This window comes from bacterium (genome assembly GCA_023145965.1).
Classification (GTDB): domain Bacteria; phylum UBP14; class UBA6098; order UBA6098; family UBA6098; genus UBA6098.
Genome location: JAGLDC010000109.1, coordinates 23121 through 44816, shown reverse-complemented (window position 1 = coordinate 44816; position 21696 = coordinate 23121). Strand labels below are relative to the sequence as shown.

The window sequence follows — 21696 nt, the reverse complement described above, 5'->3', positions numbered from 1 at the left end:
CATTAACTCTCATATTGCTGCTCCGCTGCTGTGACGTCGGGATTTCTGGCTTCTCGAAAAGCGAGCTTTTCTCGTTCATCGAAATTGCTGTCCGGTCGGAGAGGAATATAGTTTCCGGACTGACATTATTGGCCGACCGGCCATCTGCGTTGCGGCTGAATGCGCAACGCCCGACGCCCCGATGATTGGAATATATTTTATTTTATAAAACTGGATATTTTTCAGATATCTTAAGGTGTAAAAATCATTATATCATGACATAAGCAGCCATATCCCCAATTTCTGACACTTCATATCCCCAATTTAAGACGATTAAATACCCTTTTTTTCAAGTCTATAACTGATAATCTTGATTTGTGATTCTCAGTTTGCTACACAATCGGATATGAAGAAAAGCGTTTTTTTACTTATTATATTTTCGGTTTTCGCTTTCGATCCGGGGGATTATTTAACCTCCGAGGATGATATTTTGGAAGCGCTTTCGCGTGAGGAAATAAGCTACACACAATATTATGAGTTACTTGAGCTTATGCGAGACAAAGTTAACCTTGTATGTAGTGACCTCACGCCGCTTTTAGTTGTTCCGGGGGTTGATGAACGATGGGTAAAGGCTATTGAGGAGGCACGCGGCAATGCTGGATATTATGCAAATCGGGATGTTTTTATTCGTTGGTTTCCCTTTGATTTTGAGCGAATAGAGGCTTTTATATATTTCGAGGAAGAGGAAAAGCGATCTGTCCATGGGAACGCCAAGATTTACACTCATGGGAAGCTTATCGAGAATGACATACCGACTACAAATGGAACAATCGACATCGGAACAGAGATTATTAAAGCGGAGTGTCGTTTTATCGATGAAGAGAGTTTCAGTTTCAGAAGACGAACCTTAGATGTAAAATACAAGAATAGTGCTTTAACACTTGGGAGCTTCAGCAAGGGTTTTGGTAATGGGCTTATTTTGGGTAAGGCATTTCATGTTCCGGGTGCTCGGCGCGACAATACAAACTGGAGTTCTCTATCAACACCGGTGGATAATCTATTTAATGGCCTGCGATATGAAGGTTTATTCGGGAATATTGAGACCGGTTTTGTCTTAAGTCGAGTGGTTTATAATTCGGTTATTGTAGATGCTTTAGGCTCGAAGCTATGTCTTTCGCCGACGAAATTACATAAAATCGGTGCTATTTATTCTTTTGGAAGAGTGCAAAATACTTTGGAAACAGCGCCTGTATTTACACAAGGCTGTGCTTCCGTTTTCGGGAATTCTGTTTTCGATGTAACCAGTTTAGATTATGAAATTGGCTTTTCGGAGTCGGGTAACATAGGCGCCGATATCAGCGTTGTTACGAAATTCGAGAATGTTCGTTCGCTCGTGGCTGCTTGGAAATATTCCGATGAGTTCTATCCACTACACGGTAATGGCGAATCCGATTACCGCAAAACAAATATCGAATTGGGCGAATCCGATGTAATTATGGATTCCAAGCAAGCGGGGGAGGAGGGAGCGAAACTTAAGCTCACTGCTAAGATAGAGAATAAAATTTCGCTTGATTTTGATCAAAGCGCATGGCGCACTGTTATGACTGAAGATTGGGGTGTTGCGAGTAAGGCAGCCCTCCAGTTTCGCTCTGATAATGGTAAAAGGTTAAGAGGTGAATTGGCTTGGGAAAAGAGGACGCTTTCGACAGGGGAGAGACTTCAGAAAACAGTGAGGTTTTTTGGGTATTGGCCACTTGTTCCTGGTTTAAATGCCTCGGGATATTTCAGATTTCGCCGTTCAAACTTGAACGAGAAGACTAACGATGGTATATCCACAAATGTCGAGATATTCTCAAATGGTTTTGAACCGTTCGAAATAAGGTTCCTTTTGAAACGCACTAAAACAGATATAAATTCCGATAACAGTGGTTATTGGGCATTGAGGTTAAGAAGTAATTTCAACTCCGGCCCTATAATATGGCTTGCAGAATACCGACTTGCAGTATATGATAAAATAGATAAGGACGCTTTGTCTGAATTCAGATTAACTTGCTCATATTATTGGAGATAGTATGAATGAAACCGAGCTTATTTATGGAAAAAACGCTGTGATCGAGGTTGCCAATTTCAGGCGTATCCATCGTGTTTGGGCTACAAAAGCCACCTATAAAAAAATTCGCAATTATCTATCGATAGATAGAACCTCTCTATCGATAGTATCAAAGGCAGAAATAAATGATATTTCTGGAAGAACCGACCATCAAGGCATAGTTGCTAGTGCCGACAAATATTCATTTGTCGGTATAGATTCCTTGTTCTATCTTTCCAGTGGTATCATTCTCGCTTTGGATGGAATTACCGATCCTAGAAATTTAGGCGCGATTATTCGCAGCTCTGTGCTTTTTGGTGTAGATGGCATAATTATTCCAAGGAAGAATTCCTCGGATATTACGCCGGTTGTTTGTAAGGCAAGTGCTGGAGGCACCGAGCATATCGCTATAGCGAGGGTTGAATCCCTAATGCATACATTGAATCTTTTTAGAGAGCGCAGCTTTCAAATCATTTGTGCGGATATGCCATCTGAAGATTCGGCTTCGATAGCTTCCTTTCTTCCTTCCAATAAGCTTCTTGTTGTTATGGGATCGGAAGATGGACTGCGAAAGAAGGTAAGAACCTATTCCGATATAGTTGTTTCTATTCCGCAGAGCTCGGATTTCGATAGTTTTAATGTATCTGTGGCGGCATCGATTATACTTTGGGAATTAACACAAAAAAAGGCCAGCTTTAAGCTGGCCTTATAATTCTGTGATAAAGAGTTATGTTTGATTATTCTGTTTCCTCGGAAGGCATAGCGAATTCTTCCGCGAACCTATTATCGACAATTTCCGCTTTATCTCTTTGATCTGTGAACCAGCGATCATAAATATCCTGTCTGTATCCCCAGAGAAGTTCATTTTTAATTGATACAGCAAGATTTGCAAAATCTTGTGGATTGGCCGGTATGAATTGTTCGATTTTAACGATATAGGCCTTTCCGTCCTGGCCAAGGAAGGTTTTGCTGATACGGCCTTGTTGACCTAGACCAAACACTCGTCCCTTAAAAATCGGGTCGTTACCGACACTCTCCACCCACATATTCATGCTAAAAAGACCGGTGGTATTATAGATAGCTCCGACTTCTTTGGAGGCGGTTGGCATATCTTTGCCAGCATCTATCAAACCCTTGGCCATTTCAAGTAATTCGAGAGCGGCTTGTTCACGAGTTTCTTTAACTATATCGGCTGCGATTTCGTCGTGAATTTCAGCAAATGTTGGAATACCGGCGGAATATCTTTTAACCAGTTGAAGAACTGTCAAGCCTTCAACAGTTGGTCTCTCGTTGAAACGAACAGCAAAGCTCTCAATGCTACCCTCTTTGCTCTTGAACAACATAGTCTTTGCTCGTTCTAAATAGCCTATACCCGGCACAGGACCATTTTCTATAGTCGGTATTGATATGCCCATGGAATCGACTCCATGAGCCTCGGCGTATTCAGCAAAATTGTCACTATCTCCAACTGCAATCACAATATTTCTTGCGAGCGTAGTGACAGAGTCTTCAGTATCTAGGGAAGGTTCGATTGTAAGCAGGATGTGAGACACGTCGACTCTGAGAGAATCCTCTTCGCCTTCTTTGTTTTCGACACGGATCAAATGATAGCCGAATTGTGTGAGAACCGGACCAACTAATTCGCCTGAATCGGCGGAAAAAACCGCTTCTTCGAATTCGGGTATCATCTGGCCTCGAGTAATCCATCCTAAATAGCCACCATTTTCTTTGCTTCCGGGATCATCGGAAAAGTATTCCGCAACATATGCGAAATCTTCGCCATCCTGAATTCGAACAAGTAGGCTTTCTGCAAAAGCGTTAGCTTCCATTGTATCGCTAGGAGAGGGGTAAACGGGTAGTTTGGCATAATTTACTATAGCCGTTTCTTGCCTGCGATATTTTTCCTTATTCTTGGTATAATAAGCTTCCAGCGATGCAGAACTTGTGTCAATGGATACATCTTCGATTGAGAATGGATCCATAGAGATGAAACTGACATCAGCTTGAGTGTTTTTATACTCGAATTCGGATATAGCTTCACCATTGCTGACAAACGAGGTTGCGCTGATTATTTGGCGAAGTTTGTCATATGGTAATTTATTGCGAACAAGCATTTCCACCGGAAGCCAATCGACTTGAGGATTTCCCAAATACTGTTGAAAAAGCTCCTTGCTAAAAACCCCATCCTGTTGAAAAGAAGGGAGCCTTTTAACGGCTTCGGGAGGATTTCTTCTAAGCGATTCAAAAATCTCGGACGGAGTGAGTTCTCCAAAGCCCTTAGCCTTGAACTGCTTTTCAGCAATATACCTATTAACCAATGTGTACCATGTCCTATCGGCGATTATTTCCGATTCAGCTTCGGTGATTGGTCTTTCTTCGCGGTATGCTTGTTCATATTCGGATTGAATGGCGTTACGATACATCGGGTATGTAATTTCATAATCTTCCACTTTCCCCGCGATGTTAGCATCGAGGTCTCTGCGAGACCTTCCTGTGATATCTGCGCCCCATCCAAAAATAACAAGCCCAATGAAAACGATAGCAGTAAACCAGAATATCACTTTCATTCTCTTTCTTAGGAATCTCAGAACTGCCGATTGAGCCATATTACTAAACCTCCAACCTCAAAACGATGGATATTGACATTAAACGGTAATAATATATCGCAAGTAGGTTCATTGCAAGTAGAATTTTTTAACATTTTTTCTGCATTGCAATTATTCAATCATAATAGATTGAAATCGGTATTATACAAACTCAATAAATAGACCTAATTGTTTAAAGAACATTGCTTCAAAAATATGCTTGCCGCCGGGCCGGGCGGCATAGATTATACCGCATGATTATTTTTTCGGTATTTTCACTTTGCGCCGAGAAATCACTTTTATATTTGCAGTGCGACAACCGTTAGAATACATTTTTAGAAATTTGGTGCCGACCGGCCCGGCGGCTGAATTTTCAGATCATTACCTTCTTGACTGCTTAGCTCGTATAAATTATTATAGTGTTATGAAAGATAAGCAACGAATAGCTCGAGAGATTGAACTTTTGCGGGAAGAGATTCGCCGACACAACCATAATTACTATATTTTAGACAGGTCGGAGATAAGCGATGCGGAGTATGACTCACTTTTTGATCGGCTTGCTGCGCTTGAAAAGGAACACCCCGAATTAATAACACTCGATTCTCCAACCAAGCGCGTTGGCGCCGAGGTGTCTAAGGAATTCGCCCAAGTTCGTCATAGCTCTCCAATGCTCAGTTTAAGTAAAGCAATGTCGCAAAACGAGTTCATGGATTTTCACAACAGGGTTTGCGATGCTTTAAAGGTTTCGCGAGATAAGAAAATTAAATATATTTGCGAACCGAAACTCGACGGTCTTGCTATCGAGATTGTGTATCTCGATGGGATTTTAAGGCTTGCAGCTACTCGAGGAGATGGTATCGTTGGGGAAGATGTAACACTTAACGCCCGAACGATACGCACGATTCCACTAAAACTTTCAGAAAGCCATCCTAGAGTCGAGGTTCGCGGTGAGGTTATTTTTCCAAAAGCGCGATTCGATAATATGAATAAGGAAAGATGTTTGCGCGGAGAGGAACCATTTGCCAATCCGCGCAACGCCGCTGCTGGAAGCCTTAGGCAGCTTAATTCAAAGATTACGGCTCAGCGTCCGCTAGATGCCATGTTTTATGGTCTAGGCGCGTTGGAACTCGAGGGAGAAACTCCACCTAAAAACCATACCGAGGAACTTAAATTTATCACTCGACTTGGAATGAAGCCAATTTTTAAACCGCAAACCTGTGAAGGTTATGGAGAAGTCGCTGCGTATTTTGAAGATATATCAAGAGAGCGCGAAAACCTAGATTTTGAAATTGACGGTGTAGTCATCAAAGTGAATAACATAGACTATCAAAGGTTACTTGGTGAGATTTCTAGAAGTCCTCGGTGGGCTGTAGCCTGGAAATTTCCTGCTTACGAGAAGGTAACACGACTTAAAGAGGTTTTTTGGAATGTTGGACGCACAGCCGCTATCATACCAGTAGCATTATTAGAACCAGTCGAACTTGCCGGCGCAACGGTTAAACGCGCTAGCCTGCACAATGAAGAGCAAATCGAAAGGCTTGCTTTAAAAATTGGCGATACTGTGGTTGTTCGAAGAGCTGGGGATGTTATTCCCGAAGTTGTCCGACCCTTGGAGGAACTTCGCACTGGTGAAGAGATTGATATCATACCCCCTGAGGATTGCCCAGTGTGCGGAGCAAGGCTAGTTAAAGAACCGGGCGATGTTTTCCGACGGTGTCCAAATGTTAGCTGTCCTGCTGTAGTCGCAGAATCTATCGAACATTGGGCTAGCCGATTAGCTATGGATATCGATGGCTTGGGGCCGAAACAGATTGAGCAATTCTTAAATAAAAGCCTTATCTTCGATGTTGCTGATCTTTATAAAATACAAGCAGAACAAATTTTATTATTAGATCGTTTCGGAGAAAAAAGCGCTCGAAATCTTATTAAGGCAATCGAACATTCAAAAGAAAGACCTCTTTGGAAGTTCATATATGCCTTGGGTGTACGCCATGTCGGCGAGTCTATCGCAAAAATCCTCGCCGATAGATTTAAGTCAATGGATTTACTAAAAAATGTGGATTTCGAAGATTTAACTTCTATAGAAGGTATCGGCCCGGAAATCGCAAATTCCATTAAAGACTTTTTTACCAATCCACAAAATCTAAATCTACTCGATAAGCTGAATGATGTGGGTGTAGAACCATTTTTTACTGAAACAACCCTTGGCGCTAAACCGCTAGATAGTCTTAATTTTGTAATTACTGGCACCTTGTCGCTTTCACGGGATAAAATAAAAGCTACACTCGAAAGGGCAGGGGCTAAAGTAACCGTTTCCGTGTCCTCTAAAACCGATTTTGTGGTTTATGGAGATTCCCCCGGAAGCAAATTAGACCGTGCCCGTCAGCTTGGTGTTGAAACCATCGATGAATCCGGCCTAAATAGATTACTTAAAAGCCGAAGAGTTATTTATTAGCTCGATTCCGCTTTAACCTGATTTTCGGGGCGTCGGATTTTGCTCCTACAGAGCAAAATGGCGTGCGGCCAGCCCAATATTATATTAGTATTTTTTTGTTTTGGCCGCTCGCCTGATCTTTTTTTATTTGAAAGCGAGCTTTCAAATAAAAAAAGATCTCGACGCCCCTAGATGCTTCGTCATTTTGTTTGTTCTTAATCTCGATTGTGAGAAAACTATATTTCAGAAAAAATAACTTTCATATATCTAAGTGCGCGTTTATAATAAAAGATGGAATTGATATTTAGTTTTGAATAACATATTAATAAAGATAAACACAAAAACAGGAGACAAAATGAACAAAAGAAATTTCTATTTAGCGCTTTTCATTGCGTTTATTTCGGCTACAATTCTTGCTCAAGGCAATGCACCGGCTGATATAGTAGCGGAAGTTGGCGATCAGAGTGTAACTATCAAGGATATTGAATCTTACCAGCCTGAGATGTATTATCGATTCAAGGAGTTTAATTCGATGTCCAACGAGGGTAATTCTCGAGGCGGCCTTATGGATGATGACAAAGAGAGAATACTGAATGAAGTAATAGATAATAAGCTAATTATCAAAGAAGCAAAGGCTTCTGACTTGAATAATGATCCAGAGTTTCAGGCAATGGTTTCCAATTTTGAAGAGAATTTATTGATTAATTTTTATCAGGAAAAAGTAATTAAGGCTTCTATTCAACCCAGTGAAGACGAAATTCGCGCAGAATATGATATGGAGGGGCGATTCCGTCAACCTGCAATGGCTAAGGTAATAAAGATCTGGTCTGAGAACGAAGAAAAGGCCAAAGAGGATGTTTTGGAGTTAAAAAACATAAAAGAAGACGACATCGAAAACACTCGATTTCAAATCGAGGACATGCATCTGTATAAAAATAGAAACGAAGAAAATGGTGAAATGAATGATGGGACAAACAGTTCCGACGAAAACTTAGATCCATATATGCAAATGATGCTTGTCTTAAACGACGCCGAAGTCGGTGATATCGTCGGCCCTATTAAGCAGCATGGCGATAACTATATTACTGCAAAAGTCATCGAGAAAACGCCCGAAGGAAAAACAGCCTTTGAAAAGGTCAAAGAAGATATAAAACGGGAACTTATTCAGCGCAAATTCAACGAAGTTTATGAGCAAAAAAAGAAGGAACTCCGCAAAAAAGCCATTGTTACTATTTATTACGAAAACTTGGATAAAGTATTCGAATAGATGTTTTTCTGGGCTCTCGCAATAATAATTTTATCAATAGCGATGATACTTTCGAGCGCCTTAAATCTCGAGGCATTCTATCATGTGACTATTGCCGGTGCGATTCTGATGGTCTCTCTGCTAATGATGTATAAGTATATAATTACTAAACCTACAGATAGACAGAAGATACTTGAGAAACAATTGGATGAGATATCTGAGGAAAATAATTTGCTTCGGAAAAAAACATAATTAATTAAAAGGCCGAGTTTTTACTCGGCCTTTTTTTATCTGTTTCTCTCTTTAAGCGCTCGCTCGATCTCTCGAATTTTTTGCTTTTCGATAAGATGTTGCTTCTTGTCGTATTTTGTCCGTCCCTTTCCCAGCCCTAGAAGAATCTTTACCCTGTTTTTCTCATCGAAATATAGCTCGAGTGGAACGAGAGTATAACCGGCCTGCTCGACTTTTTTTGTTATTCTGCGGATTTCATATTTATGAAGGAGTAACTTCCGTCTTCGGCGCGAATTTATCTCGATATAACCAACGTGATCATATGGAGTTATATGCATCCCGATAATCCAAACCTCGTTTTTAATTATGCGAGCATAGGCCTCTTTCAAGCTAATTCTTCCTGAGCGTATAGATTTAACCTCGGGTCCTAAAAGCTCTATTCCAGACTCGTATTTATCTTCAAACTCGAAATCCGAATAAGCCTTTCGATTGGTAATCTTAACAGACATAATGACACTACTCGGTTAGAATGTATCTTGAAAAATCAGTAGGTAACGCGCGTCGTATTTCATCCAGGCTTGTGATGCCTTGTGCAATAAGATATATGCCACTTTCCCACATTGTCCTGTATCCTTTCTCGCGGGCGGCTTCGCGAATAATTCCGGCGTTGATCTCCTTCTTTAATAACTCATTCGATAGAACGTCACCCGGGATAATCTCATAAATGCCAGTCTGACCTTTATAACCTCCTGTGCATCGAGGGCAACCAATGGCTTCGAATGATCTTATATTACGGCCACCTATTGTAACAACCTTTTCTTGTTTGCAGAATGGGCAAAGCTTCCTAACCAATCTTTGTGCGATAATAAGATCGATAGTATCGGCCAGCAGGAATGGGTCGAGACCCATTTTTATCAGACGAAACGGAGCACTTGCGGCATCGGCTACATGAAGAGTAGTCATCATTAGCCTACCAGTAAGGCTTGCACGCACAGCAAGTTCTGTTGTGTCATAATCCTGGAGTTCTTCAATAAATATTATTTCAGGGTCATGCCTTAAAACCGAACTTAGGGCAGTTTTGAACGTCAAACCCGAAGATGGTTTGATAGATATTTGATTAACCAAAGGAAAGCGGTATCGCACCGGATCCTCGATTGTTATTATTTTGCGCCCCATGGTATTGAGTGAGCGAATGATAGAATAAATTGTGGTTGTTTTACCGCTTCCGGTCGGACCGGTAGCGATAATAAGCCCCGAAGCCTTTTCGGCGTGTTTTTGAACAACAGCTAAAGTGTCCTTAGTCATACCAAGTTTGGCTAAATCGTATTTTTCAACCTCTTGAACTAAAATGCTTATCGCAACATTCTCCCCTTGGACTGTAGGGATTGTTGAAAGCAGTAAATCCACATCGTGCTTATCATATTCAATGCGGCAACTTCCCTCTTGGGGCGCGAGACGCTCACTGATTTCCAGGTCAGACATAACCTTAATGCGTGTGACAATACCGCTGTGATATTCCACTGGGAATATATATTTTTCGCGTAAATATCCGTCGATACGATATCGAACACGCAAATAATCGCCATCGATTTCAATATGAACATCGGTTGCATTGCTCTTTATTCCCTCAATCAAGATCATATTGACAGCCTTGACCGCCACTGCGAGCTTAGACTCATAACGAAGTTTCTGGTCAGATAAATCCTTCTCCTCCTGAATAACCAAGCCGTCGTCAGCATAGCGAAGGATACTATCTTCGGTCATTTTCTTCCGAGTATAAAGACTCTCGATTGATTCCATTATACGAGATCTAGCCGCAAGCACAGGGACAACATACATTCCAGAGGTAAATTTCAATACATCAAGTGCGATTGAGTTAAGAGGATCGTCCATCGCAACAATCAACTGAGAACCCTCTATGTTGACCGGAATAATACCATATTTCCGGGCTATGTCCTCGGGGATATAATTTGTTGCAGCTGAATCAATATCTGCTGGCTTAAGGGAAATATGCGGAATATTAATTTGTTCAGATATAGCCTGACTAATATCATCCTCCGAAACGAAACCCATACGAACTAGTAATCTCCCGAGTTTACCGCCCTTTTGTTGTTGTCTTTTAAGAGCGAGTTGGAGTTGTTCGAGGCTGATAATGCCCTTTTCAATGAGTATTTCACCGACTTGTTTTTTTTGTGTAGCCATAGTTGTGGTTTCTAAAGGTTGCTTTCTAATATCTAAATAAATTAGTGTAATTTAATAAAATAGTCAATCTATATTTATCCAAACCATAAACGTATGGCAATCAGAAAAATAATATCACGGGGGCACCGGCCTTCGCGATGGTCAGCGCGAAGGTGAGCGGAAGGGCGGTAGATAATCGAGGTTTTTTGCTATATATTTAACTTCGGCCTTACGCTGATTTCTCAGCCCCAAGGAAAGCTAACTTTTCTTGGGGCTAAGAAATTTGGCGCCCCCTGAACACTTTCAGCTGGATATATGTTTGAAATCTTGACTGAATTAAATAAGCTGCTTATACTATATAAATGATGGGGGAAATTCAATCAATAGCCTTTGAAAGAACTATTATCGCCGATGGTGCCATAGCGACCATGCTTATGGAATATGGTTTAGGAAACGGCCAGTCCCCTGAGGCTTTCATGCTCGAGAAGCCGGAAGCTCTCGCGAGAATACATCGAGATTATCGCCTTGCTGGGGCAGATATTCTAACAGCAAATACATTCGGTGCATCGCGAGTAAATCTCGCTACATTTGGTCTGGAAAATAGAGTTTACGAATTATGCAAAATAGCGATTAGTCTTGCTAAATCTGCTGGCGATGGCCTTGTCGCGGGTTCTATCGGTCCGGTTCTTTCAAAACGCGATTTAGAATCGAAAGAGCTACATTCCGTTTTTGCTGAACAGGCACAGGCTCTCGAAGAAGGTGGTGCCGACCTAATAATAATCGAGACTATGACCGATATTGAAGAGGCGAAGATAGCACTGATAGCAGCGAAAGAAATAACCAAACTGCCGATAATAGTGCAGGTATCAATTGCCAATGATAGCGGAGGATCGAAAGATATTATCTCTCGTGAAGCAGCGATTAAACTCGGGCTAATAAAGCCCTTTGGAATCGGTAGTAACTGCGGTCGTGCTCCATCAGATATGATAGATATAATCGCCGCTATGCGGGCTGAATGGGGTGGTGTTATCTGTGCTGAACCGAGCGCGGGATTACCCTCGATAGTGGATGGCAAACCTATATGGCATCTCGAACCAGAAGAAATGGCCGATATAGCGGTTGAACTCGAGCGAGTTGGAGCAAATATAATTGGTTCGTGCTGCGGAAGCACTCCAGAACACACAAATGCCATTGTAAAAAAACTCTCTAAAATGTAACTTTACGGAGTTTCATAAAAAATGGACTTGCTACTATTGGCGTTATCAATAAATTATAAAAAAAATTCTAATAGAAAGACGAATGATGCAAAGAACATCAGACAGAGAACATTGGGATAAACTGTGGAAAAAGCGCGATATAAAAAAACTTTACGATAATTCCGGTAGAATACTCGTTGCCGTTAAAAGGATATGGGGCGACGATCTATCTGGAAAGAGAATACTCGAGGTCGGCGCAGGTTCTGCGCGCGACAGTTTCGATCTCGCCGCACTGGGAGCAGAGGTCTATACACTCGATTATTCTTCTGCATCGCTCAAACTTATCGATAAGCAAAATGCTGCTCTCGAACACAAGACTATACCAATTGGCGGTGATGCCTTTGCCCTTCCTTTCGCTGATAGCACATTCGACCTGGTTTTTCATCAGGGCCTTATCGAGCATTTTCGAGAGGAAGAGGGAATCATAGCCGAGAACGCCCGTGTCACCAAAACAGATGGTTATGTTATAGTGGATGTTCCCCAGAGGTGGCATGTATATACTGTAATAAAACACATTTTAATAGCTTTGGGAAAATGGTTTGCGGGTTGGGAGAAAGAGTTTTCCTTGATACAGGTTGAGAAGAAACTTATAAAATATGGTTACAAGCCTGTAGATTTTTACGCTGAATGGATGTATCCCAGCTTATTCTACCGCACAACGCGCGAAGCGCTCTGGAAGATAGGCATACATCTTCCGCTGATACCTTTAAAAATCCCTGGACTCTATCAAATTCGTAAGGGCATCCGTAACAAGCTCAAGTATGTTCGACCTTTTGCTTATACAGGACTCTCCGTGGGAGTTATCGGGAAAAAGGCCGGAGTCTAATTGAACAAGGATACCATACATACCTCTCTGAAACAATGCCTCGAATCAATTCCAAAGGAGCGGCGGCTCAGTTTTATGGAGGTTTGCGGAACACACACTATGGCAATCGCTCGGATGGGGATTCGCTCACTTCTTGGGAATAAAATCAGGTTGATTTCAGGCCCCGGTTGTCCTGTATGTGTGACTTCAGAATCAGATATCGCACGAGCGCTCTATCTCGCAGGTCTAAATAATGTGATTATAACAACATTTGGCGATATGTTGCGCGTCCCATCTAATGGCGTTAGTCTTCAGGATATAAACTCTGAGGGTGGACGCACGGAAGTTGTCTTTTCACCGGTCGATGCCTTAGAAATTGCAAAGCAAAACGAGGATTCCCAAATAGTTTTCCTCGGAGTAGGTTTCGAAACTACATCGCCGACTATCGCTGCTTCAGCTATTCTTGCGCGCGAACAAAATATCCACAACTTCTCGATACTTCCAATGATGAAGACAGTTACACCGGCATTGAAATTCTTGTGTGAACAACCAGATATAGCGATTGACGGTTTTATTCTTCCGGGACATGTTTCAGCAATAATTGGAGAAGAACCTTATATATTTATTTCAGATGATTATAATTTGCCCTGCGTAATTGCTGGATTTGAACCCGAAGATGTGGCCGATACTATCCTTCGCCTCACGAAGATGGCTATTTCCGGTTCGGCTAATTTGGAAAATTCATATTCGAGGGCGGTCAAGGCTGAAGGTAACCCAAAAGCCAAAGCTATAGTAAACAAAGTCTTTAGAACCGCCGACGCAGAATGGCGAGGGATAGGCTCTCTTCCTGATAGCGGATTAGCATTTAAGGATAAATTCTCTGAATTCAATGCGTCAAACAGATTTACTATTCCACATTTCGATATTAAACCCGATCCACGATGTCGATGTGGAGAGGTTATTCTCGGAAAAATTATCCCCCCCGAATGTCCACAATTTGGCTTGAAATGCACCCCGACAAAGCCTCTTGGCCCGTGTATGGTTTCTTCTGAAGGTGCTTGCGCCGCTTATTTCAAATATCGCATGATATAATATTTTTGGTTTCTCTCAGGGGGGCGCCCCCCATTAGCCTGCATTTAATTTGAATTGTGCTTGGTATTCGGATAAATTATAGGATTAGCATTTTAGCTTTAGGCTCAGTTATTTTGAGACAAGCCAAGGGGTCAATATTGTGGTTAGGATTCCCCCCAAAGTTCTCGGAGAGTTGTCGCTGATTCTTCGAGCCGTCTTTTTTCGCGGGAGGTTAACTCTTGTGATTCCCAATATATTAGAAGCTCGTGCCCAACCTCGAGAACCTCTGGGCCACCAACGCGTGATGAGAGTTCGAGAATAAACAGAGCTATCTCAAAAGCCTCTTCATCTTTGCCGATAGAAGCTAGCTCATTATAAATACCTATAGAGGAATGGAGTATTCGTTTAAGACCTTCCTGAGTTTGGCGGTTGGCGGCAAACTCGAAGGCCTCTTCAGCTCGCTGAAGACAAACAAATGCCTCTGAAGGCTCTCCGCTTTTGCGGAGTGCCACGGAAAGCGCCATCTGCATTTCCGCAACCTCGCCAGCAAATGGGATGTCTGGTGCCAAATGATTGAGTTCGCCATAAAGATTTATAGCCCCTGAAAAATATCTTGCCCCTTGAGAATATTTGTATTTGCGGAAAAGCGATGTCCCCTTAGCACGAAAAAGCCTTATCTTGCGTTCTAAAATGGGAACGGAAATGCCATCTAGAGAGGTTTTCTCATCGAGAATCCTCTGTATTTCTTCATACAAAACATCATCCGGGCGATCCTCTTCCGATAAAAGCTCCGCGATAGTTAAAAGAGAATCTATCCTCCCGAATGCCGAAGTATTATTGGGATTAGCAATCCATGCGCGTTTGAAAAAACTCTCAGCCTCTCTAGCTGCAGAGATTGCTGCACTCGATTTATCTGTCGAGAGTATCCCGCTTTTCAAGAGCATAATCTTGCCAAGGCCAAAAAGACTGTCGCAATCATGCCCTCCAATGGCATCTTCATATTTATCATAATTCGCTATAGCTTTATTTATAAATTCAAATGCCGATTCTTCTGAACCAGAGCGATACATCAAATCGGCAAGAGAAGAATATATTCCGGCAATAAAAAGAATAATGCTGGGATTGGTAATATCGAATCTTCCAGCAAGGTTTTCAACTTCGGAAATTGACGCCTCAAAAAACTCCTCGGCAGAATCGTAACTCTCGCGCTGAACAAAAATTTGGCCTTTCATCTCTAGAGTCCGTGCTGAAAGAATGGTTACATCTGGTAATTGAAGGTTTCTGGTTTCTGCAGCGTGAGAAATATTTTCTCGCGCTCTTTCTAACCAAGTTAATGCGGTTTTCGTTTCATTCAATGCCTTACAGGCCTGCGATGCCGAGATCAAAGCATCGGAAATCTTCAATGACACGAGACCAGCGCAATCGAGGCCCCCATCACGCGCGCGCTTTAATGATTCGGCAGCTTTTGTCGCAGCGGAAAGCGAATCTCTGTATCCACCTGCAGGAAAAAGAAGCTTCGAGGCAAATGCTAATATCTCCCCACGAACAAACCACAAAGATGGCTCCAATCCCGAACTCTCGGTTATAGCAGAAGAAAGTAGCGTTACTGTGTCATGAAGTTCATCCAAGGCCGAGTCTATTTTACCCTTATCGAAAAGAGCACGGGCATAACCAAGCCGACGCCTACCCTCCTCTTCCGGTAATTTGCATTCGATCCTATCATAATAAGTCGCCCGCGCTGATGGCGAGAGGATTTTTTCAAGAAGAGAATCGCCGACACCTCGATGAATAGCCATTAATGAGCGCTCATGTTCTTTAGGCTCCACTGAACGCCATATATCCTCCGCAAGACCAATCTGGCCGGTCTGAGAATAATGAATTATTTTCTCGATAGCATTCGATAAAGCCGCATAAGGTTCGATGTCGGTTTCGATATGGGTTGCGAGCGCCTCGAAGGCCTCATTGTCGGGCGTTAAAACGAGATTCTCGCACCTAAGCTTGATCCCCTGTTTCCCCGGCATATGCTGTAAATCCCTCTGAAAGCTGATTTTATTATTGAAATTTTCATGAATGTAAATCGGGGAATTCTCATAGAATATCGGCTCAAAAGGGAAAATTCCGAAAGTCGATATCAAACCTTCTTGCAAATCGGGATACTCCGGGAATAACTCTCCAAGCTTGTAAATATCGAGACCGGAGGCATTTATAGCAGAATAAAGAGCCTCTTTTTCGCTTTCCCGAAGTTTCTCTAGAATGCTTGTGATTAATTGGTCGGAATAGGCTACCTTTTCTTGGCATGCAAAAGTGTCGCCTCTGATTATATCACCAGAACGCGAAATCAATTCGGCTAAAGAGGCTGCTAGAGAGATGATAGCAGGATTTCCGCCGCTTTCAGAAATAATCGACGCGACTGCGTGATTTGCTTCAATTCCCCTTCTCCTCAGCGAAGACCTCGCTTCGGCTTCATCGAAAAAAGGAACTGGCAACTCGACCGAATCTTTAAAAACAAAATTACTCGAAGTGCAAACAACCGTTAAAAGACGACTCGATGAGTTGAGAAGACTAAACCAGTGCGGCGCAAATCGATTCCATTTATCATTCCAATTATCTATAAGCAAAGCCACAAAAGGATATTTTTTCCTTTGTGTAGAGGATTCAATATCCTCAGAAAGAGCCAATGCAAGACAATTAAGATGCTCATAAACAGGTTTTGATGGCAAAACCCTCTCCCAATCCTCTCCATGAAGCTTGCGGATAGCTTTTGGTATTGGCGAATCCTCGTCGTGGTCCTTTATAAAAGACCTTAAAATGTCCTTAAATAAACTAACCTCTTTAGGTTTATCTGGAGAATCTATACCCAGGAAGCGTCGAGCATAAATCCCATAAATTTTCTTGAATCTCGGGGTCTTTATTTCATAGCGATTATCTAACTCCCGCGAAATGAACTCGAAACCCCCGGGAAGTCGTGCAACCTGATAGCGACCATCGAGCACAACCAATGGAATTCTGCGTTCTGCTATCTCCTGTGCAAAACGGCAGGATAGCCAGCTTTTTCCCGAACCGCTTTGTCCACGGAGGATAACGGTAGGCATCGGTTTACCTGTGCGGGGATAATCGAGTATTTCATTGAAGCGCGATGTGATTCTCTCTCTTCCAACAAAACGCGAATTTAAAACCGCAGAATAGGCCTGCATAAATTCGTTGCCGGAAACCCCTATTTTTTCATCTCCCATATTCTACCGTTTCGTTTGTGTTTTTAAATCCGCCAGAACAGAAACAGCTCTTCGATCATCCGGATAAACCGATAAATACCGCTCTACCCTCATGATAAGCATATTCAGTTCTTCCATGCCTAAATTCCCATGTAATACAAAATATAATTTTACAGGTTGCCAATCATATTCGAGGCGCTCAAATGCAATTACAGAAAGGGATTCGGCGGAAACCGTATCACCCATCTCAAACCAACTAATAGCTGTATGGTTTAATCCATCGCTATATGTCCGAATCATGCTTTGCGTCCAGGATGAGAGCTTATCCCAATTCTTGTTGGCTTGCTTAAAAGAATAACCTTCCGCGAAAAGAGATAATAAAAACTCCTTATGGGTTTTCGGAGTTAATTCACTCGAATAAAGCCTGCCCGGTCCAACAAGATAACTTTCACTAAAAGGTAAAATAGGGAATTCCATCCCCAAAAAAACACTGCGTCCACTTTCTTCTATTAGCCATTTTACCGCAATTTCGTGCAGCAGCTTTTTATGGTGTGTCTTCGATATCCTCTCAATTAACTCCCGAGAAAGAATTATTCCATGATGTTTCTTGATATACTTTTGATATTCCCGGTTGCCAAGATAATCCAGATTTATGACAGCTATATCTGTTCCCCTCTTATCGATTTCCTGAATGAAACGAGCAAGGTAGTAGTTTTCATCGCCCGAGACTACAACAATACCCCCCGGTCGAGTCGAGGCGATTAAATTGCCCATGTATTCCAGAGCAACAGAAATGTTAATATTATTGGCCTCGGAGAGAGAACGGTTGGTCGAAGCCATAAAGAAAGTTGTAAATAAACCGTAGTATTCGGAAGGTCTCGAATCTTTCTCGAAGGCTTTCCCGAGAACATCGAATGCTACCCAATTATTGCAAATAACCTTTTCAGCATGGGTGGAATCTGCCTCGACTATTTCTTCGAATAGCGTTTTTGCCACCTCAAATGAAGGCTTAGGTGAGCAGGATAAGATTAATATAGCGAAAGCCATTAATATAATACGCATATTCGCTCGCTTGCCTTTAATAACCTAAAAAACCTCTTCGCTACAGTTTGAAAGGTGATGTGTAAGGTTAAAGTTGATTAACGTCCAGCCCCTAATTCTTGAATATCTAAAAATAGAATAACTTGCCGTATCCAGATGGAGTTTCCAGAAATATGGTTCAGGAATATTTAAAAGCGCGGCGATGAGTGGTTTTAAGACAGCTCGGTGGGTTACTACCGCGAAGCGCTCGCCTGAATGAGTGTCAACAAGCCGCTTTATAGCATCAAATGAACGCATTCTCACCTGTTCGATAGTCTCAGCATTTGGGATCTGCATGTGTTCCGGGGTCGTTATCCATGTTTCCCAAAGCTCGGAGTATTCTGCCATTATATCCGATTTTAGTCTATTCGTCCAATCTCCTAGGTCGATATTATTGAATTTTGGATGTGGAATAATATCTGTGCATCTACTCAGAGCTATTGGTTCAGCGGTTTGCATTGCCCTCGGAAGCGGGCTAGAATATATCGCAGAAAAAGGAATATTGCATAGAGAATCGGCTAGTTCATGGGCCTGATGAATTCCATCGCTGTTCAAAGGAATCTCAACTCTTCCCCGGAATCTACCTTCGACATTAGAAACAGTTTCTCCATGTCTCACAAGATAGACTGTCGTAATTGATTCTTTCATCGGGGAATTACTCGTTGAAAGATTTTATAGTTTTAAGGGCGGCGTAAGTGAGCCATGGGTCAGGAGTTTTCTCCCTCTTATGGAGTTCATTAATCCAAAAACCGTTTTGTTGTTGTTGTTTTAAAAGCCATTGATAAGCGCGCTCAATGCGCCCAAATTCTAGACCGAATCCAAGCCGAGAAAGGACATCCATCGCGGAGAGAATATCGGTGAACCAGAATGGATATGCTAATTTGCCCCAATACTCTGCACGGCGCCTATCGGGATAATCATCCGGTTTAAAAAAGGATTCAGCGAGAAAAGTGGCAGCTATTTTGGCGACATCTTCATGCTGCTTTTTCGGATCGGAGGCAAAACCTCGAAGGGTCATGCCTGTTACATTATGACTCGAGGGATCTTTTTTAGAATTGCTGCGCAAAACGGGTATCGCCCAACCGCCTTTGTTTCTACGAATGGATAAAAGCCAATCGAAGGCATTATTTATGATATGGTCGTCATCGAAGCCGCCTCTGAGAAAAACATCCAGAACCATACCTGTATAATCAGGGGCGGGGATAGTAGCACCGTAAGCACCACGAAAATCGCCTTCTTTTGTCTGTGTGCCAATGAGGTATTGGACGCCGTGCTCGAAAATCTCATCGTTTATACTCGACCCGAGGTCTAGAAGAAGATAGAGTGAACGAAGTGTAGTTATAAAAGTCCAAACCTCTTCATTTTTTTTACTTCCGGATTCGCGCCAGCTTCCATCTGGTTTTTGACGGCGGGCTATCGCTTTATAGGTGATAGCCTCACAAACAGGTTCAGATGGACAATCTTGCTGTGTCGAAAGAAGGTCACGCTTTACACGGTTAATCAATCCAATTTCGTTAAACTCGAGTAATTCCGGGATAGGATTTACTTTGAGTACTGATGTCCAATCGGACATGACACCCCTATCAACTCTTTCTTTTGTGAAGCAAATATTTTTATCCATAATTCTATCTACTTAAAATATACCGAAAGAAATTGTAAGGTCAAGGGATGTTTAATATTGTCGCTATTCTAATGGATTTACATTTAGTTGATACTAAATCTTTTTTAGAGTAAACTTATTAATGCAATTAAGACAGATTAAATGGTTGGTGTTTTTGAAATCCTAAATCCTCCTTGAGGGACGTCGGTTGTCGAGCCTTTGGCTCGACGCTTGCGTCCGGTCGGTCTAGCATTCTGCTTTTAGATTACCATTTTGCTCCGAGGTAAATTTCGCGCCAGCTCCCCTTAGGCATTGCGAAACCTTATTCTTCTGATTATATTAATTCCTTATTATTGGAGGATTATGTCTTATTTAGTATTAGCGAGAAAGTGTAGACCACAAAATTTTGATGAGGTTGCAGCGCAGGAACATATCACTGAGACGCTGAAGAAGGCGATAACCAAAGATCGCATTTCGCATTCGTATCTGTTTTGCGGCCCGCGCGGAACTGGAAAAACGACAATGGCGAGGATACTTGCTAAGGCATTAAATTGCCAGAGTTTTTCCGCACCTACTCCTACACCTTGCGGAGAGTGTGAGAGCTGCGTTTCGGTAGCTGCTTCACGCAATGCCGATGTTTTGGAGATAGATGGTGCTTCTAATAGGGGAGTTCAGGAGATACAGGCTCTCAGAGAGCGTGTGCAATATGCCCCTCGAGGGAGATTCAAAGTTTTCATTATAGATGAAGTTCACATGCTCACGAAGGAGGCCTTTAACGCGCTTTTAAAAACACTCGAAGAACCTCCGGAGCGGGTAGTTTTTATTTTCGCAACAACTGAACCCCACAAGTTGCCATCGACAATTATCAGCCGCTGCCAGAGATATGATTTTAGAAGGATCCCTACCGATGTTATCGCCGAGAGAATTAAGACTATAGCTAAAGCGGAGGGCTTATTACTTTCCGATGATGCTGCTTTCATAATCGCCCAACGCGCCGATGGTGGTCTGAGAGACTCCCTTTCGCTTCTCGACCAGATTTTAGCATATTCGCCAAAGGGCGAGCTTAGCTCAGACGAAGTCGCCGCAATCTTGGGCGTGCTGCCACTGGATGCCTTCGCAAAAATATCAAAATGCATTGCCGATGAAAATCCTGCATGTGCAATAAAAGAACTAGATGTTCTTCTTGAATCAGGAATCGACATAACCCAAGTTGCATCGGGGCTTTCGATGCATTTTCACGGCGCGCTTATGGCGGCTATTGGCGTTGATCAGGAGGGCGTTTCCGAAAAAGCACTCAAGGAATATGCGCGATTTGCCGAGAAAATCGACACTGCAGATATACTAAGGATGGCCAAATTAGCCTCCGGACTTCAAGCTAAATTGAAATCCTCCGGCACGCCGAGGTTTTTACTCGAGCAAACCTTAATATATATTGCAACTATCGATAGCACCGCCGACATTCGAAAAGTCATTGTCGAATCCAAAAATGAAGCCCCGATAACTTTATCTCAATCTTCTCCAAGACTTCGTCCCGAGGCTGAGGTTTTGGTCAATGACAGCGAGGTTCCCGAAACGACCATAGATCCCCAATTTAATAGGATAATTAAACTATTTGAATCTTCGAGGGGAGAAGGAAAAGCCGAGATGCTCCGGCAAGCTCGATTTATACTCGACGAAGGACGCGTTATCTTTAAATTCCCACATAGCTTCAAATTTCAGGTGGATAATATACTCAAGAAAAAAGAAAATCTCGATGAGCTTTCTAAAGCTGTAACCACGGTTTTGGGCGAAGGAACAAGAATCAAATTATCGACAGAAGAAAGCCCAGCGCCCTCGACCGAGGGGCATGCCAAATCCACAAAAAAGGAAATACCTGAAGGAGTAATTTCTTTACTTTCCGCTTTCGATGCGAAAATAGAAAATTAAT

The 21696-nt window shown here is 42.3% G+C and carries 16 protein-coding genes; 9 read left to right on the top strand and 7 right to left on the bottom strand.

The features are described 5' to 3' along the window. Positions 1-385: 385 nt before the first annotated feature. Both KAH81_09765 and rlmB read left to right on the top strand, forming a co-directional pair. Positions 386-2050, top strand: a complete 1665-nt coding sequence (locus tag KAH81_09765) for a hypothetical protein (protein ID MCK5833938.1) — start codon at positions 386-388, stop codon at positions 2048-2050. Between the two features lies 1 nt (position 2051). Next, positions 2052-2780 (top strand): 23S rRNA (guanosine(2251)-2'-O)-methyltransferase RlmB, encoded by a 729-nt coding sequence (gene rlmB, locus KAH81_09760; protein ID MCK5833937.1) that lies wholly within the window; start codon positions 2052-2054, stop codon positions 2778-2780. 25 nt (positions 2781-2805) lie between these two features. Here rlmB and KAH81_09755 read toward each other — a convergent pair whose 3' ends face one another. After that, complete coding sequence (locus tag KAH81_09755; GenBank protein MCK5833936.1) at positions 2806-4674, bottom strand: peptidylprolyl isomerase; 1869 nt, start codon at positions 4672-4674, stop codon at positions 2806-2808. A gap of 403 nt (positions 4675-5077) precedes the next feature. Here KAH81_09755 and ligA point away from each other — a divergent pair, with 403 nt between their 5' ends. From ligA to KAH81_09740, 3 genes are all read left to right on the top strand, one after another. Continuing rightward, on the top strand, positions 5078-7108 hold the full coding sequence (gene ligA / locus KAH81_09750) for an NAD-dependent DNA ligase LigA (GenBank protein MCK5833935.1): 2031 nt from the start codon (positions 5078-5080) through the stop codon (positions 7106-7108). A 334-nt stretch (positions 7109-7442) separates the two neighbouring features. Further along, the gene (locus KAH81_09745) at positions 7443-8354 is read left to right on the top strand and encodes a peptidyl-prolyl cis-trans isomerase (GenBank protein ID MCK5833934.1); all 912 of its coding nucleotides are present in this window, start codon (positions 7443-7445) and stop codon (positions 8352-8354) included. Continuing rightward, on the top strand, positions 8355-8585 hold the full coding sequence (locus tag KAH81_09740) for a hypothetical protein (GenBank protein ID MCK5833933.1): 231 nt from the start codon (positions 8355-8357) through the stop codon (positions 8583-8585). A gap of 35 nt (positions 8586-8620) precedes the next feature. Here KAH81_09740 and smpB read toward each other — a convergent pair whose 3' ends face one another. Next, positions 8621-9073, bottom strand: coding sequence for an SsrA-binding protein SmpB (gene smpB, locus KAH81_09735; protein MCK5833932.1), 453 nt, complete (start codon positions 9071-9073; stop codon positions 8621-8623). Between the two features lie 7 nt (positions 9074-9080). Next, positions 9081-10766: a Flp pilus assembly complex ATPase component TadA gene (gene tadA, locus KAH81_09730; protein ID MCK5833931.1), complete on the bottom strand. Its 1686-nt coding sequence runs from the start codon at positions 10764-10766 to the stop codon at positions 9081-9083. Positions 10767-11107: 341 nt separating this feature from the next. On the opposite strand from tadA, the gene KAH81_09725 reads away from it, so the two are divergent. From KAH81_09725 to hypD, 3 genes are all read left to right on the top strand, one after another. Further along, the gene (locus KAH81_09725) at positions 11108-11962 is read left to right on the top strand and encodes a homocysteine S-methyltransferase family protein (protein MCK5833930.1); all 855 of its coding nucleotides are present in this window, start codon (positions 11108-11110) and stop codon (positions 11960-11962) included. A gap of 82 nt (positions 11963-12044) precedes the next feature. Beyond that, on the top strand, positions 12045-12827 hold the full coding sequence (locus KAH81_09720; protein MCK5833929.1) for a class I SAM-dependent methyltransferase: 783 nt from the start codon (positions 12045-12047) through the stop codon (positions 12825-12827). 27 nt (positions 12828-12854) lie between these two features. Beyond that, entirely contained in the window at positions 12855-13898 is a 1044-nt protein-coding gene (gene hypD, locus KAH81_09715) for a hydrogenase formation protein HypD (protein MCK5833928.1), read from the top strand. Positions 13899-14041: 143 nt separating this feature from the next. Here the strand turns inward: hypD and KAH81_09710 are convergent, their stop codons facing one another. From KAH81_09710 to KAH81_09695, 4 genes are read right to left on the bottom strand one after another with little or no spacing between them, the layout of a single operon-like run. Then, complete coding sequence (locus KAH81_09710; GenBank protein MCK5833927.1) at positions 14042-17110, bottom strand: ATP-binding protein; 3069 nt, start codon at positions 17108-17110, stop codon at positions 14042-14044. 3 nt (positions 17111-17113) lie between these two features. Continuing rightward, positions 17114-18151, bottom strand: a complete 1038-nt coding sequence (locus KAH81_09705; protein ID MCK5833926.1) for a hypothetical protein — start codon at positions 18149-18151, stop codon at positions 17114-17116. 24 nt (positions 18152-18175) lie between these two features. Further along, on the bottom strand, positions 18176-18817 hold the full coding sequence (locus tag KAH81_09700) for a histidine phosphatase family protein (GenBank protein ID MCK5833925.1): 642 nt from the start codon (positions 18815-18817) through the stop codon (positions 18176-18178). Between the two features lie 7 nt (positions 18818-18824). After that, entirely contained in the window at positions 18825-19790 is a 966-nt protein-coding gene (locus KAH81_09695) for a terpene cyclase/mutase family protein (protein ID MCK5833924.1), read from the bottom strand. Positions 19791-20132: 342 nt separating this feature from the next. Here KAH81_09695 and dnaX point away from each other — a divergent pair, with 342 nt between their 5' ends. Continuing rightward, positions 20133-21695, top strand: a complete 1563-nt coding sequence (gene dnaX / locus KAH81_09690; GenBank protein MCK5833923.1) for a DNA polymerase III subunit gamma/tau — start codon at positions 20133-20135, stop codon at positions 21693-21695. The last annotated feature ends 1 nt before the right edge of the window (position 21696 follow it).